General features: G+C 66.4%; 12 protein-coding genes. 5 read left to right on the forward strand and 7 right to left on the reverse strand.

The window, feature by feature from the left end; all coding sequences use genetic code 11:
• Positions 1–10 precede the first annotated feature (10 nt).
• The gene (locus OHB26_RS34630) at positions 11–1,021 is read right to left on the reverse strand and encodes a DUF5995 family protein (protein ID WP_330181463.1); all 1,011 of its coding nucleotides are present in this window, start codon (positions 1,019–1,021) and stop codon (positions 11–13) included.
• A 291-nt stretch (positions 1,022–1,312) separates the two neighbouring features.
• Positions 1,313–2,461 (reverse strand): acyl-CoA dehydrogenase family protein, encoded by a 1,149-nt coding sequence (locus OHB26_RS34635; protein ID WP_330181464.1) that lies wholly within the window; start codon positions 2,459–2,461, stop codon positions 1,313–1,315.
• A 179-nt stretch (positions 2,462–2,640) separates the two neighbouring features.
• On the opposite strand from OHB26_RS34635, the gene OHB26_RS34640 reads away from it, so the two are divergent.
• The 3 genes from OHB26_RS34640 (at position 2,641) to OHB26_RS34650 (ending at position 6,252) form a co-directional block, all read left to right on the forward strand.
• Positions 2,641–3,531, forward strand: coding sequence for an ATP-grasp domain-containing protein (locus tag OHB26_RS34640; protein ID WP_330181465.1), 891 nt, complete (start codon positions 2,641–2,643; stop codon positions 3,529–3,531).
• Positions 3,531–4,331, forward strand: coding sequence for an ATP-grasp domain-containing protein (locus OHB26_RS34645; protein WP_330181466.1), 801 nt, complete (start codon positions 3,531–3,533; stop codon positions 4,329–4,331). Before OHB26_RS34640 ends, OHB26_RS34645 begins: the two co-directional genes overlap by 1 nt.
• A gap of 154 nt (positions 4,332–4,485) precedes the next feature.
• Complete coding sequence (locus OHB26_RS34650; RefSeq protein ID WP_330181467.1) at positions 4,486–6,252, forward strand: CocE/NonD family hydrolase; 1,767 nt, start codon at positions 4,486–4,488, stop codon at positions 6,250–6,252.
• A gap of 47 nt (positions 6,253–6,299) precedes the next feature.
• On the opposite strand, the gene OHB26_RS34655 is transcribed toward OHB26_RS34650, so the two are convergent.
• From OHB26_RS34655 to OHB26_RS34670, 4 genes are all read right to left on the reverse strand, one after another.
• Positions 6,300–7,256: a purine-nucleoside phosphorylase gene (locus tag OHB26_RS34655; protein ID WP_330181468.1), complete on the reverse strand. Its 957-nt coding sequence runs from the start codon at positions 7,254–7,256 to the stop codon at positions 6,300–6,302.
• Between the two features lie 111 nt (positions 7,257–7,367).
• Positions 7,368–8,543 carry an elongation factor Tu gene (gene tuf, locus OHB26_RS34660; RefSeq protein WP_330181469.1) on the reverse strand — a complete coding sequence of 392 codons (1,176 nt, stop codon included), beginning with the start codon at positions 8,541–8,543 and terminating at the stop codon, positions 7,368–7,370.
• Positions 8,544–8,790: 247 nt separating this feature from the next.
• Entirely contained in the window at positions 8,791–9,276 is a 486-nt protein-coding gene (locus OHB26_RS34665) for a nuclear transport factor 2 family protein (RefSeq protein ID WP_330181470.1), read from the reverse strand.
• An 11-nt stretch (positions 9,277–9,287) separates the two neighbouring features.
• On the reverse strand, positions 9,288–9,875 hold the full coding sequence (locus tag OHB26_RS34670; RefSeq protein ID WP_330181471.1) for an NADPH-dependent FMN reductase: 588 nt from the start codon (positions 9,873–9,875) through the stop codon (positions 9,288–9,290).
• A 136-nt stretch (positions 9,876–10,011) separates the two neighbouring features.
• Between OHB26_RS34670 and sigJ the strand changes: the two genes are divergently transcribed.
• On the forward strand, positions 10,012–10,902 hold the full coding sequence (sigJ, locus tag OHB26_RS34675) for an RNA polymerase sigma factor SigJ (RefSeq protein ID WP_330181472.1): 891 nt from the start codon (positions 10,012–10,014) through the stop codon (positions 10,900–10,902).
• Between the two features lie 11 nt (positions 10,903–10,913).
• Here the strand turns inward: sigJ and OHB26_RS34680 are convergent, their stop codons facing one another.
• Positions 10,914–11,162, reverse strand: a complete 249-nt coding sequence (locus OHB26_RS34680) for a hypothetical protein (protein ID WP_330181473.1) — start codon at positions 11,160–11,162, stop codon at positions 10,914–10,916.
• A 172-nt stretch (positions 11,163–11,334) separates the two neighbouring features.
• Here OHB26_RS34680 and OHB26_RS34685 point away from each other — a divergent pair, with 172 nt between their 5' ends.
• Positions 11,335–14,196 carry an AfsR/SARP family transcriptional regulator gene (locus tag OHB26_RS34685; protein WP_330181474.1) on the forward strand — a complete coding sequence of 954 codons (2,862 nt, stop codon included), beginning with the start codon at positions 11,335–11,337 and terminating at the stop codon, positions 14,194–14,196.
• Positions 14,197–14,416: the final 220 nt, after the last annotated feature.

The raw sequence follows: 14,416 nt of genomic DNA on the forward strand, positions 1-14,416 counted from the left end.
GGCCGTGCGGCTAGCCGCCCGCGGCCGGGCAGTGTGATTTGTGCGGTCCGGGATCGGTGCGCGCGAACAACTTCAGGATGATGTCGCCGAGCAGGTTGGAGAGGTTGTCGATCTGCTGCTCGATCGCCGCCCTCGCCTCCTGATTCGGTGCGAGCAGGAGCTGTTCGGCTCCGCGCCAAGCGTATTCGCGCCAGATCTGGATCACCTGACCGAAGGCGACGCCGGTGAGGGGCTCCATCTCATAGGGTGCGCGCATCGCCGGGTCCGCATCGCCGTAGCGGGTCGCGAGCTCGGAGACGGTGCCCTGTTCCGCTTCGGCGAGCAGCTCGTCGATCTTCTCGTGGTCGGGCTTGTACGAGTGTCCGTCGGGGGCGGTCACACCCATATCGGCGATGACGATCGGCAGATCGTGGGTGATGTGCGCGTTGTAGGCGACCGCTACATTGCCGAACACCGTGAGCGAGTGGTCGTCGGAGGCGCGGAAGTTCTGTTTCCAGGACTCGGGAACCAGATCCGGGCGGCCGTTCACATAATAGTTGTCGATGGCGTCGAAGTAGTGGTGCGCGTAGGTCGTCGACCAATCGTTCACATGCTCGGGATAGGCGAATCCGCCACGCTCCCGGGCGATTTCACGCTCACCCTTGGTGGTGTGCAGATAACTCAGCAGCAGGGGCGCGTTGTCGTCGCAGTCCCGCGTCATGATCTTCGCCCGCGCCTCCATATCGGCGATGGTGTCGTCGATACATTGATCGGAGCCGCTCGGGCAGACGCCGTGCGCGGGGGTGTGCGGAATCGGGGCGGGCGGCAGCTGATAGGTCCACGGCACATACGGTCCGCGGTCCGGAAACAGCTGCCGCGATATCTGGAGAAGCGCCTGCATCGGAGGCAGATTCGCCGCACCGAGCACCAGCCGCGAACCCAGTGAATCGTCGACCTGCGGCGGTTCGGCCGCGGCGGGAATGCCGATGAGCGATCCGACCATACAGGCCACCGAAAGAGCGAATGCCGATGGAGCACGCATGAACGCCATAACCTTCTCCCCTGGGACGACAGTGCCGGGCGAGCCTATGCGAGAGGATCGATAGCCTGTCGCTATTTCCGTTGCTCTCGGGGTGTCGCCTGGTCGCACCATCACCGAACTGACGGATCCGCCAGGAGGGCGGCCGATGGCGCAGAGCACGCCGGACCAGGTCGCGCGTTCGACCCGCGGCCGGACCGCGCCCTACCTGTCTCATGGGTCATCAGAGCGGCGTAGGACGCCGGAGCCAGGACAGCACTCACGCGAGCGCAACCCGGAACACAGCGCTTGCCCTCAAGACGGTTTCAGATCCCTGCCGATGATCTCGCGCATGATCTCGGAGGTGCCGCCGTACACGCGGGTGATGCGAGCGTCGGCGGCGGCTCGGGCGATGGGGTATTCCCGCATGTAGCCGTTGCCACCGAAGAGTTGCTGGCAGCGGTCCAGGCAGCGGAACTCCATTTCCGACGCCCAGAGTTTGGCTTTGGCGGCATCGGCAGGGGTCAGGCGGGCGGCGTTCAACTCTCGGACGCACTTGTCTATGAAGGCTTCCGCTACCGACAGTTCGGTCGAGACGTCGGCCAGCACGAACTTGGTGTTCTGGAAGGCGGCGATGGGCTGGCCGAAAGCCGTTCGGGTGCTGACATATTCGATGGTGGCGCGGAGGGCGGCACGGGTACGGGCCAGACAGGCCACGGCTATCTGCATCCGCTCCTGGGGGAGGTTGCGCATCAGGTATTCGAAGCCGCGGCCCGGGTCGCCGAGCGTGTTCTCTTTGGGGACACGCACATCGGTGAAGATCAGTTCGGCGGTGTCCTGGGAGTGCAGGCCCAGTTTCTCGAGATTGCGGCCACGATCGAAGCCGGGCATACCGCGTTCCAGGACCAGCAGGGTGAGGCCGCGGTGGCGGTCGGGTGCGGTGCGCACGGCGGTGATGACCAGATCCGCGTTGATCCCGTTGGTAATGAAGGTCTTCGCACCGTTGACCAGATAGTGATCACCCATATCGACTGCCGCCGTGGTGATTCCGGCGACATCGGAGCCCGCGCCCGGCTCGGTCATACCGATGGCGGCGATCGAGGTGCCCGCGACGAATCCGGGCACCCAGCGCCGTCGCTGTTCGAGATCGGTGAGCTGGGTCAGATACGGCGCGCAGATGTCATTGTGCAGTGCGAAATTCAGACCGACGCCCGCGCAGTCCGCATCCATGAACTCTTCGATGAGGATTTGATTGAAACGGAAGTCCGCCACACCCAGGCCGCCGTATTCGCCGGGCGCGGCGAAGCCGATCAGGCCGAGTGCACCCGCGCGGGCGAAGATCTCGCGCGGCACGATGCCGGCCTCCTCCCACTCCAGATAGTGCGGCGCAACCTCTTTGCGGATGAAGTCGCGCGCCAGTTCGGCGAACGCGTGGTGATCGTCCTCATAGTGCCCTCGTTCCATACGCCCATGGTCCGGCCGAGATGGCCTGGGTGAGCAGAGAATCCCGGCCACATTGCCCGGATCCGCTGTGCCCGTGGTGTTGCGTTCCCGGTTGCCATCGCGATGATCTTGGAGAACAATCGGCGATCAATTCTGGGCCGCTCCGGGGCGGGCGCAGTACAACTGTGGGAGCGAAACGAATGGCGGCGCGAGTCAGTCTGTGTTTTCTGGTGGAAGAGCAATACCGCCGGGACGGCATGCCGCGCAGTGTGATTCACCAATTGCGTGCCTGGGGTCACCGGGTGGATGTGGTGCGACCCGGCGGGGAACTGCTGGATCTGAATACGCTGGTCGAGCGCGGACACCATGACGCGTGGGTGCTCAAGACGGTTTCGGGCGGACCGGGGCTCGGATTGCTGGAGGCGGCCGCGGCGGCGGGGCTCACCACCATCAACGACGCGCGATCCATTCGCGGGGTGCGCGATAAGGCCCGCGCGGCAGCGCTTGCCGCCGCCCACGGTCTACCGGTGCCGACCACCTGGGCGGCGGCGCGGCCGCGCGATCTGGCGCGGATTCCGGCCGCGCGATTCCCCCTCGTGGTCAAGCCCGCCGATGGCAGCTCCGGCCGCGATGTGCGGGTGGTGGAGCGACCCGAACATCTCGCCGCCATCGATCGGGCCGATCAGGGGCTGCTCATCGCGCAGCCGTTCGTGCCGAATTCCGGTGTGGACCTGAAGGTTTACTGTGTGGACGGGCGCATCTACGCCACCGAGCGCACCTCTCCGCTGCACACCGGCGGACGCAAGGCAGCTGACCGGCCAGTCCAGCTGGATCCCGAAATCGCGGATATCGCAGCGCGTGTCGGTGCGGTATTCGGATTGGATCTCTACGGGATCGATGTCGTGCGCGGTCCGGACGGGCCGATCGTGGTGGATGTCAATGACTTTCCGAGCTTCGGTCAGGTTCCGGCGGCGGTGCCGACCGTGGCACGCGCCATTGTCGAACTCGCGCGCGGTGGTTCGGCCTGGCAGTTCACGCCGCGATCGCGCGAATCCCGATTCGAGGAGCCGCTGGCGGTGGGGACCCTGTGATGCGTATCGGTCTTCTCACCGGTGACCCGAATCATCCGCTGCTCACCGAAACGGCCGCTCTGCTCAGCGCGGACGGTCACCGGATCGAGCATCTTGCACCGGATACCCCGGCGCCGCCGTCGGATCCGGCCGATATCTACCTGCTCAAGGCCCGCACTCCCGGTGCCTTGGCCTTGGCCCGCGCGCTGGAGAACGCCGGTGTGCCGGTACTGAATTCGGCCGCCGCCACCGAATTCTGCCAGGATCGCGCCTTCATGGCCGAGCGCGCCGTGCAGGCCGGATTCCCCTTCGCGCATACCGGGGTGCTGCCGGATCCGGGGCACCTCGATGATTTCGACCATCCGCTCGTGATCAAGAGTCGGCACAGCCGCCGCGGTGATCTCGTCACCCGGGTCGCCGATCCCGCCGAACTCGCGGCCGTTCAGCGGCTGTGGCCCGAGGAGCCGATCGTGGTGCAGGACTTCACCCCCGGCACGGGCTGGGATCATAAACTCTGGGTGATCGGCGATCAGGTCTTCGCGGCACTGCGGCAATCCGAGTTCGCACCTGAACCCCGACTGCCCGACCGGCATTCGTCGATCCCGCATCCGTGGGCGGATCTGGCGCTGGCGGTGGGCGAAGCCTTCGAGCTGGAGGTCTACGGGGTGGATATGCTCGAGGTGGCGGGCTCGCCGGTGATCATCGATGTGAACGCCTTCCCCGGAATGCGTGGACGATCCGGAGCGCCCCGCGCGCTGGCCGAACGCGTGCTGACATTTCGTTCGGTCGAAACCAACCGCTTTGCATGTGTCGCATCATGAATAGATAGTCACTGCGCCACAAACCAATTGGTCAGGTTGTTTCCGAAATCCGTGTGCTATCAATGTCTTTGGATTTCACCGCGCTCAATTTCATTCCGTGCCACGCTATTAGCACCCAACAGCGTGTCGAACCACGGAAGGGATGGCGGTAGCCATGCCACAGGAAAACTCGCCCATTGGAATCACAGCCGATCAGGTCACCCGAATCGCGACGGAAGGGGCCTGGGACGCGCAGGGGCAGGTCCGCCCGGAAGCCGTACAGCTGGCCACCAATTTGGTGGAGGCACTGCGCACCCGCGGCGGCACCGACCTGCTCCCGGCGGAACTGAATGAATTGGTCACCCGGACCCTCGATATCGCCGTTCCGTCATTCCCGGAGATCCGGACGCCCGAGGGGTACCGGCTCTCGGCGCATATGCTGCGCCAGATCGCGCCCGGCAAACATCCGCTGGTGGTGGTCCCCGCCGGATGGACACCGGTGGGCTGGCCATTATTCGAGTACGCCTATTTGAATTTGGCACTCAAGGGCTATCACGTGCTGGCCTATACCCCGCGCGGCCTCGGCTGGACCACCATCCCGAATACCAACCTGCCCTGGTTCGGCACCTCCGAGGGCAAGGTGAAGGTCGCGGGACAACCGGACTGGGAGGACGGCAGCCTGGTCCTGACCCACGCGATCGAACAGCTCGACCCGAACGGAGTGGGCTTCCTGGGCGAATCCTATGGCTCCGGCATCAGCCAACTGGTCGCGGCGAATGACTCCCGGGTCGATGTCGTGGTCGCGCTGAGCACCTGGGGCAATCTCGCAACCAGCCTGTACCACAACGGGACTCGGCATCTGCGGGCCGTGGCGGCGCTGCTCTCGCTCACCGGCGGTGAGCAGGCGGACAAGTTCGATGCCCAGGAGCTGGACATCCTGGCGAAGTTCGCCGACGACCGGGAGATGGGCGATGTCGTCGCCTGGGGCACCGAGCGCGCCCCGGAACGCTACGCCGGGGAGCGTCAGGTCCCGACCTTCTTCTCCAATACCTGGCATGAGAGCCTTTTCCCGGCCAATCAGACGCTGACCTGCTTCAACAAACTCGCCGCACCCAAACGCCTGAATATGTGGATCGGCGATCATGCCGCGCCCGAGGGCCCCGGACTGATCGCGCCGGGGCCGAATCTGCCACTGCGCGAGGCGTATGCGTGGCTCGATCACCATCTCAAGGGTGAATCGAATGGCGTCGACTCGTGGCCGGAGGTCAGCAATCAGGTGATGTTCGCCTACGGCGCGGACGGCACCGGTCAAACCGCCCGGCGAGATGAGAGCGCGAGCTGGTCCGAGGTCACCACCAGCACCCGGGTGCTCAATCTTACCGGCGCGGAACCGGATTCGGACGGCGGGCTCCGGACGGATCAGGCCGTCGGCTGGGAGCGCACCTTCACCGTCGGCAAGGAGCCCGAGGTCGTCTCGATGGATCTGCCACTCATGTCGACCGGGCAGGAGGAGTGGAAGGGTAATCCGAAGAGCTACGTGATCGATGATATCGATCGCGGTCGCGCCCTGGTCTGGCTGACCGATGAGCTGGAGGCCGCCGATAGTGTTGTGGCCCTGCGCATTCGAGGGATTCCCCGGCTGCGACTGACCGTCGACAGTGCCGAGGAGTCGGCGACCGTGGTGGCGTATCTCCTCGATATCGACCCCTCGGGTGCGGCGAGAATCATTACACACGAACCGAATACGCTCAGGCTGGGCGGTGCGGTCGCCGCCGAGTGGGAGTTGCAGGCGGCCGCCTATGATGTGGGGCACATGCATCGGCTGATGCTGGTTGTCGACGGACTCGATCCGCTGTATTCCACCGACAGTCAACCTGATTCGCGAATCACCATCACCTCGACCGAGTCGACTCCCGCGCAGTTGGACTTACCGCTGGGCTGATCCGATTCCGGGGCTGTCCCGCCATCTGATGGAACAGCCCCGTTCTGTCACTTCTCGGGTGGATTCTTCAACAGATAGTCGGCGGCGGCGCGACCCACCGTGTACGCGTTGTCCAGTCCGAGTTCGAAGCCCGAGGTGGAATGGTCGATATGGTCGACCACGGATTGCCCCGGATACGGCTGGTCGAAATTGCTCACCGTGCGCAGTGAGACGTAACGGTCAAGGTAGCCATGGGCTTTCAGCGCCGCGGCGGTGGCATTGTCCTCCATTTGGGTGGTGCAGTAGGCGCCCTGCCCCTTGGTGCGCAGATCCATGATGTAGCGGGCGGTATCCGAGAGCGGTTTTCCGGAGTAGAAGTCGTCGCCGGTCATGGTGTCGCACTTCATGACCGTGGGTTTGCGATCCTGCTGGCCCGGATACTTGGCACGATCGGCGGCGGCCTCGGGACTGTCGGCGAGGGTGGCCTCGCGGGTGGCGTCGAATACCCTGTCCACCAACGATTCATCGAGCTGGAAAGCCGCGGTGTTGTAGTCCTCGACGGGACGGTAACCGAACGGGACGCCGGGAGCCTCGGCCGGGTCGAGGTGATTGCCGAGATCGAAATCGACCACCCAGCGCGCCCAGACCGCCGAACCGAGCGTGCCCTGGTCGGGCGGGGTGCCCGCGATACCCGCGGTCAGGAAGTACGCCTTGTCGAAGTTGAATTTGCCGCTGCCCAGAATCGCCATCATGGTGGTGGCGGCATTGGCCTTGCCCTGACCGGTCTCGGCCACGCAGAGGTGATCGTTATTGCACCGCACCGGTTTGTACGCGCCCGGGACCTCGACGGTGGTCGGCAACTGTTCGCGCTGCAGCCAGACCTGGTTCTCCGGGTCGAACATGGTGATGACCAGGACGCCGACATCGATCTTGCCGGGGTCGCCGCCAGAACTTCCCGAGCATCCGGCCACGGCGAGCGCGGCCACTCCCAGCGCGACGGCAAACTTCTGGCGACGTGAGGTCATACGGAGAGAATAGGCGACAAAACGCGCTTTTCGGGCGCGCGCGACACTCGGTGGGAGTGCGGGAATCTCGGCCCCGAGTAATGTACTCGGGGCCGAGATCCAGCGGTCGGCCTATTCGTGCACGGCCAGCACCGTGCCCGCGGCGACGGTCCGGCTACCCTCGCGAATCGCGAAGCCGAGACCGGGCTCGAGCGGTACCGGACGACCCAGGGTCACCGACATCTCGACGGTCTCCCCCGGTTGTGCCCGACCCTCCGGCAGCAGCACATCGCCCACCACGTCACCGGTGCGCAGATAGAACTGCGGCCGGTACCCGCTCACGATAGGCGTGCGCCGCCCGCCCTGCGCCGCGCTGAGCAGTCGCACACTGGCGGTGAAGCCGGTATGCATGGAGATGCTGCCCAGCGCCGCGACCACCTGACCGCGACTGACCTGCCCGCGCTGCACCCCGCGCAGCAGCAGCGCCACATTGTCGCCCGCCTCCGCCGATTCCATGGTGCGGCCGAAGGTTTCGACACCGGTGACGATCGACTCCAGGCTGTCGCCGTAGCCCAGCACCGTCACCCGGTCGCCCATGCGCACCCGGCCACGCTCGATGGCCCCGGTCACGACGGTGCCGCGACCGGTAATGGTGAGCACGTTCTCCACCGGCATGAGGAACGGGGCGTCGGTGTAGCGCACGGGCATGGGAATGTACTCGTCCACCGCCGCGAGCAGCCGCAACAGCGCCCGCGACCACTCCGGATCACCTTGCAGCGCGAGCAATCCGGAGACCGGGACGACCGGCAGGCCGTCGCCGTCGTAGCCGTGCGCGGACAACAGCTCCCGCACCTCGAGCTCGACCAGCTCCAGCAGCTCACCATCCCCGGCATCGGCCTTGTTGAGCGCGACCACAATGTGCTCGACACCCACCTGACGGGCGAGCAATACATGCTCGGACGTCTGCGGCATGACACCGTCCAGGGCCGAGACCACCAGGATCGCGCCGTCCAGCTGGGCCGCGCCCGTGATCATATTCTTCACGAAGTCGGCGTGACCGGGCATATCGACGTGGGCGTAATGCCTTGTGGCGGTTTCGTATTCGACATGCGCGATATTGATGGTGATACCGCGCGCTATCTCCTCCGGAGCCCGGTCGATGCGATCGAACGGAACGTAGGATCCGCCGCCCTGCTCGGCCAGCACCTTGGTGATGGCGGCGGTCAGGGTGGTCTTGCCGTGGTCGACATGCCCCATGGTGCCGATGTTCAGGTGCGGCTTGGTGCGCACGAAAGCCTGCTTGGCCATGATTTTCTCCCTCCGGGAGTCGTGATTCGAGGAACCTCATACAGCAGCGACCTTCCCCGTCTGAGGTCCCGGGACGTCCCGGAGAAGGTCAGCTTCGTGCGCCGTCGAATGCTGCGACTGCCGGTGCAGGCAGGGAGAGCGCAGCCATCGCACCCGCTGCTGCGGGTGTAGCGGTGATGGCGTACGCGAACATGAGCGATACAGTGCCCTACGAGCGGCGCAGTGCGCCAATGATTTTCGGGCGGCGTTACCGTGCGTGCAGTTGCTCGGGGGTGATGGCGAGGCCGTTCGCCTCCAGCGGACCTCCCGCCAGCGGTGAGCTGTCGAGGTAGCGGATCTCGTAGACGCGCTCGGTGAACTTCCAGCCGTCGGAGGTGCGGCGGTAGGTGTCGTGGTAGATCGCGTAATTCACGTGTGCGGCACCGGTTTTCAGTTTGCCGAGCTCGCAGATGTGGGCGCGGCCGGTGGCGGTGTCGCCGTCGATTTCGATGGCGCCCGGATGGGTGTGCTGGATGAAGTACTCCCAGGCGTCCTGCATGGTCCGCATCCGGGTGCGGACATCGCCGCCCCGCACCACGATTCCGGCCGCGGGAATGCTGAGGACCGCGTCCTCGGTGAACAGCGATGCCAGGCGGTCGAAGTCGCGCACCATGACCGCGTCGGTGAATTCACCCGGTAGCGCGGCGATTTCGACGCGGTCCGCGAGGGTACGAAAGTCGTTCGGGGTCTGCATGATCGGCTCCTCTAGGAGTTGACGAGAGTGGTGTCCGGTGCGGACTGCCGCAGCGGGGCGAGGGCTTCGGTCCAGGCGATGACCTGGTCGAGCAGCAGGCCCAGCGATGCGACGTGCTGATCCTTCGGCGCGAACGTGGCGTGGTTCTCGAAGTCGGTGAGCACCGAGATGACGACCTGACGGCCCACATCGGCCATGCCCAGCGCACCGCAGACCTGCCGCAGCTGTTGCACCGCGCAGGCGCCGCCGCCCGCCCCGTAGGAGACGAATCCGACCGCCTTATCGGTCCATTCGGCGAACACGTGGTCGATGGCGTTCTTCAGCACGCCCGGAATACCGCGGTTGTACTCGGGGGTGACGATGACGAAGCCGTCGAACGCGCCGATGCGCTCGGCCCATTCGCGGGTGTGCGCGTTGACGGACGGGCCGAACATCGGGGGCACCGCCTCGTCCAGATGCGGGAGTGGATGGTCACGCAGGTCGATCAGTTCGAACTCGGCATCGCTTCGCCGCGATGCCAGGTCCAGCACCCATTGCGCCACCTGCGAGCCGTTACGGTTGGGGCGGGTACTACCGAGGATGATGCCGATTCTTGTCATGGCCGGAGCTCCTGCTCTGCTGAAGTGCGTACGGCAAGTCCGACGAAGCAGCCGTCCGGAATGTGAGGCCGCCTGACATTCGGGTTCGGTAGTTCGTCGTATCGGTAGGACCGCAGCCACCGAAGGAGCCGACACCATGACCGATCCGCAACTGGGTGCGGTGATCAGTGAGCGCCGCCAGTTGATCAACCTCGCCTACCGCCTGCTGGGTTCGCTGGCCGAGGCCGAGGACGTGGTGCAGGAGACCTACGCCCGCTGGTACGCACTCCCCGAGCGTCAGCGCGAGGATGTGGCCAATCCGGGGGCGTGGCTGACCACCGTCGCCAGTCGCATCTGCCTCGACCTACTCGGCTCTGCCCGCGCCCGCCGCGAACGCTATGTGGGCGAATGGATTCCGGAGCCGGTCCCCGACCGATCCGAATGGGTCGGCTCCCCCACACCCCCCGACCCCGCCGACCGGGTCACCCTCGACGAGTCGATAGGTATGGCCTTCCTGGTCGTCCTGGACTCCATGACCCCCGCCGAACGAGTCGCCTTCGTCCTGCACGACGTGTTCCGCTACTCCTTCGCCGAAGTGGCCGAAATCGTGGGCCGCACCCCCGCCGCCTGCCGCCAACTGGCCTCCTCCGCCCGCCGCCGCATCCACACCTCCCGCACCCCCACCACCGCCGAACGCGCCGACGTGGTCAAGGACTTCAAACAAGCCTGGGAATCCAGCGATATCGAAGCCCTCATCACCCTCCTGGACCCCGGAGCGATCGCCACCGCCGACAGCGGCGGCCTGGCCCTGGCCTTCCGCGCCCCCATCATCGGCGGCCTCGAAATCGCCTCCGCCTGGATGCGACTCGCCGCCCGCGTAGGCGACATAACCCTGCTCGAGCGCACCGTGAACGGCCAACCCGGCCTGGTAGCCGAACTCGACGGCACCATCGTCTCCGTCTACGCCTTCGACATCGCCGACAACCGCATCACCCGAATCTGGGTAATCCGCAACCCGGACAAACTCCGCCCCTGGACCGCGAACTAGCTCGACACCGGTTACTGGGAATCCACGGCCAGCAGGCCGAAGCGGTTGACGCTGGCGTGGTGGTGGCCGTCTGCGCTGGTGATCACCACTTCGGCGGGGTTGGTCAGGGCTATACAGCAGAAGGTGCCGTTGTCCTGTTGGATGCTGATGGACAGCAGGCGGAGTTCGTGCTCCTGCTGCCAGGCGTCCATGGTTTCGTAAAGTCCTCGCATGGTGGGACTTTCGAAGTAGACGAGGTTGCGTTTGTTCGTGGCCGTCATGGGAGTGCTCCGATCGCGCTCGGGTGGGTATCCGACTGCTGCACTGAGGATCTCACGAAGGTGGGTCTCCCTCGGCCGGAAAGGACGCCGGGCGCGACAACCGCACCGGTGAACCACCGATGAAGTGCTCGGATACCGCAATCTAGACTGCCCGGACGGGGAGGTCGGTTTGTTGAGGTTCGCACTCCTGGGTGAGGTCCGCGCCTGGCGCGGGGACACACCTTTGGACTTGGGTCCGCCGCAGCGGCGGGCCGTACTGGTGGCATTGCTGCTGCGCGAGGGCAAGGCGGTGACGGCCGCCGAGCTCGTCGAGGGCATCTGGGGCCAGGCTCCGGTGCCACGCGCGGTCTCGGCGCTGCGCACCCATGTGGCCAAGCTGCGCCGCGAACTGGATCCCGAGCGCGTCACCCGCGCGCCGTCCGCACTCCTGGTCTCCATCGGCGACGGCTACGCCCTGCGCCTACCCGACCTGCGCACCGATATCGCCGAGGTGGAGCAGCGCGTCAATCTGGCGGCGCTGATTCGCGACGACGATCCGGCCGCCGCCCGAGAAACGCTGATGACAGCGCTCGCGCACTGGCAGGGCGCGGCCCTGGGCGCACTCCCCGGCCCGTACGCCGAACGCCAGCGCGCCCGGCTCGAACAGTGGCGGCTGAGCATTCTCGAGGACCGCCTCGCGCTCGATATCGAGACCGGGCACAGCCCGGAGGCCGTCGCCGAGCTCGGACCGCTCATCGAGGAACATCCACTGCGCGAACGCTTCCGCGCCCTGCGCATGACCGCGCTCTATCACTGCGGACGCCAGGCCGAGGCCCTGGAGGAGTATGCCCGCGCCCGACACGCATTGGTCGAGGGTATCGGCGTGGAACCCGGGCCCGAGCTCAGCGCCGTACACGCCCGCATCCTGCGCGCGGAACTACCGCCCGTGCACCGTCCCGGCCGAGATCGCACGCCCGCCCAATTGCCGCCCGACATAGCGGATTTCACCGGTCGGTCGCGCCTGGCCGAGGAGATCGCGACCCAGCTCACCGGCGACGGCAGCGCGGTCGCCATCTCCGCCGTCGGCGGTATGGGCGGAGTCGGAAAGACCACGCTCGCACTGCATATCGCGCATCGGGTACGCGATCGATTCCCGGGCGGACAGCTGTATGTGAACCTGCGGGGCGTGGATGACGAGCCCATGTCCCCCGCCGACGCCCTCGGCGGCTTCCTGCGCGCGCTCGGCGTCGCGGACAGCGATATCCCCGAGGCCGTCGACGATCGCTCCGGGCAGCTGCGAACTCTGCTGTCCGACAGGCGAATTCTGCTCGTTCTCGACAATGCCCGGGACAGCGCACACATCCGCGAACTATTGCCGGGCACCCCCGGCACCGCGGTACTGATTACCAGTCGGTCCGCGCTCACCGAACTCCCGGCCGTCCGCCGCACCCGCCTCGACGTCCTGGAACCCGAGGAGGCGCTGACCCTGCTGACCCATATTCTCGGCACGGAAAGGGTTGCGGCCGAACCTGATGCGGCGCGTGAGGTGATCACCCGCTGCGCCTGCCTGCCCCTGGCCGTGCGCATTGTCGGCGCGCGGCTGGCGGTACGCCCGCGGTGGACCATCGCCTCCATGGCGGCCCGGCTCGCCGACGAGAGCCGGCGACTCGATGTCCTGCGAACCGGTGAACTCGTTCTCGAGGCGATATTCCAGCTCGGCTACGGACAGCTGAATCCCGAGCAGGCCAGGGCGTTTCGCACCCTGGCCCGCGCCGAGGTCCCGGACCTGCCCGCCGATGCCGCCGCCGCGGTCCTGAATGTGCCTGTCGCGGAGGCGGAATACCTGTGCGAGGCCCTGGTGGATCTGAGCCTGCTGGAGACCACCGCACCCGGTCGCTACCATTTCCACGACCTGCTGCGCCTGTTCGCCCGCCGCCAGCCCGGCGATGACGAGGCCCAGGTGCTGTCCCGCCTGCTGGACTACTACCTGGCCAGTGGCAAGAACCTGCTCAGCGCAATCGATTACAGCAACACCACCCGCCTACTGGTGCCCACCACGGTGCCCGGCCACCCCTTCACCAGCGGCGCGGACGGGCAGCGCTGGCACGATATCGAGCGACCCGTGGTCATCGCCCTGCACCGTCAGGCCGCGCGGGTGGGCGGGCCGACCGTCGCGCTCGCCGCCGACCTGGCCTGGGTGCTGGCCGAGGTCATGGACGGCGGCACCGGTGCCCGCGAACTCGCCGATGCCCTGAAATCGTTGCTGCACACCGCGATTCAGGAGCATGACAGCGGTAGTGTCCGCAGACTGCGCACCGCTCTCGGAGCCATCATGCAGGTGGGGCTGGGCGAGGTCGAGGCGAGTCTGGAGTTCCTGCAAGCCATTTCACCCCCGGTCGACGATGCGGGCCGCCGTCTCCAGGTGCTCGCCGAACTGCTGCTCGGCATCGCCGACCGCCGCCTGGGCAATACCAAGGACTCACACCGCCACTACGCCAACGCCGTAGCCCTCACCCGCGCTCTCGGCGATCGCTCCATGGAGGCGTGGATTCTGGCCCTGGCCACCCGCACCCTCTGCGAATCCGGTCAGTACGAGGAGGCCGTCGCCGTCGCCGAACGCGCCATCGATATGGCCCGCGAATGCTCCAATTCGGTGGCCCTGGGCTGGGCGCACCACGAATTGGCCGCCACCCGTTCACTACTCGGCGATCACGCCCAGGCGCTGCGCCTCGGCGAGGAGGCCGTGCGCATCGCGCGCCGGAACGGCGTCCGCCTCTGGGAGGGCTGGGCCTGCACCCGCCTGGCCCAGATCCAGCTGCGCGCCGGTCGAGCCCGCACCGCCGAGATCGAATCGGCCCGCGCCCTGGACCTGCTCAGTATGGCCGCCGACCCAATCGACCGCGCCCGCGCCCTGGCCCTGCACGCCGCCGCCGTTGCCGCCCGCGGCGATACCGACACCGCCGCACGCGAACGCGCCGACGCCACCGAGACCTTCCGCCGCGCGGGCTTGCCCCCACCCACTCTCACCAGCCTTTTCTCCCCCAGACCGGGATAGTAGAGAACGTTCATTCTCTTTTCATCACATCCTGGCACAGTCATCTCACGGCCGCACCGGCGAGCGAGAGGTCACCGTTGCGGGCTCACAACACCGTCATGTCCGCGTGTGTACGAGGGGTGCGCACGCGCTACATGCATGTCCGCGGCACTCACGCGATCGCGTCGCCTAGTATTGCCCGCAGTTTCGCCGAGAGTTCGCTCTGTCATCTCTGACTGCA

Source organism: Nocardia sp. NBC_01503 (assembly GCF_036327755.1).
Classification (GTDB): domain Bacteria; phylum Actinomycetota; class Actinomycetes; order Mycobacteriales; family Mycobacteriaceae; genus Nocardia.

Coding starts and splice junctions, on each gene's coding strand:
- OHB26_RS34630 (WP_330181463.1), bottom strand. CDS start 1,021: ATGCGTGCTCCATCGGCATTCGCTCTTTCGGTGGCCTGTATGGTCGGA.
- OHB26_RS34635 (WP_330181464.1), bottom strand. CDS start 2,461: ATGGAACGAGGGCACTATGAGGACGATCACCACGCGTTCGCCGAACTG.
- OHB26_RS34640 (WP_330181465.1), top strand. CDS start 2,641: ATGGCGGCGCGAGTCAGTCTGTGTTTTCTGGTGGAAGAGCAATACCGC.
- OHB26_RS34645 (WP_330181466.1), top strand. CDS start 3,531: ATGCGTATCGGTCTTCTCACCGGTGACCCGAATCATCCGCTGCTCACC.
- OHB26_RS34650 (WP_330181467.1), top strand. CDS start 4,486: ATGCCACAGGAAAACTCGCCCATTGGAATCACAGCCGATCAGGTCACC.
- OHB26_RS34655 (WP_330181468.1), bottom strand. CDS start 7,256: ATGACCTCACGTCGCCAGAAGTTTGCCGTCGCGCTGGGAGTGGCCGCG.
- tuf (WP_330181469.1), bottom strand. CDS start 8,543: ATGGCCAAGCAGGCTTTCGTGCGCACCAAGCCGCACCTGAACATCGGC.
- OHB26_RS34665 (WP_330181470.1), bottom strand. CDS start 9,276: ATGCAGACCCCGAACGACTTTCGTACCCTCGCGGACCGCGTCGAAATC.
- OHB26_RS34670 (WP_330181471.1), bottom strand. CDS start 9,875: ATGACAAGAATCGGCATCATCCTCGGTAGTACCCGCCCCAACCGTAAC.
- sigJ (WP_330181472.1), top strand. CDS start 10,012: ATGACCGATCCGCAACTGGGTGCGGTGATCAGTGAGCGCCGCCAGTTG.
- OHB26_RS34680 (WP_330181473.1), bottom strand. CDS start 11,162: ATGACGGCCACGAACAAACGCAACCTCGTCTACTTCGAAAGTCCCACC.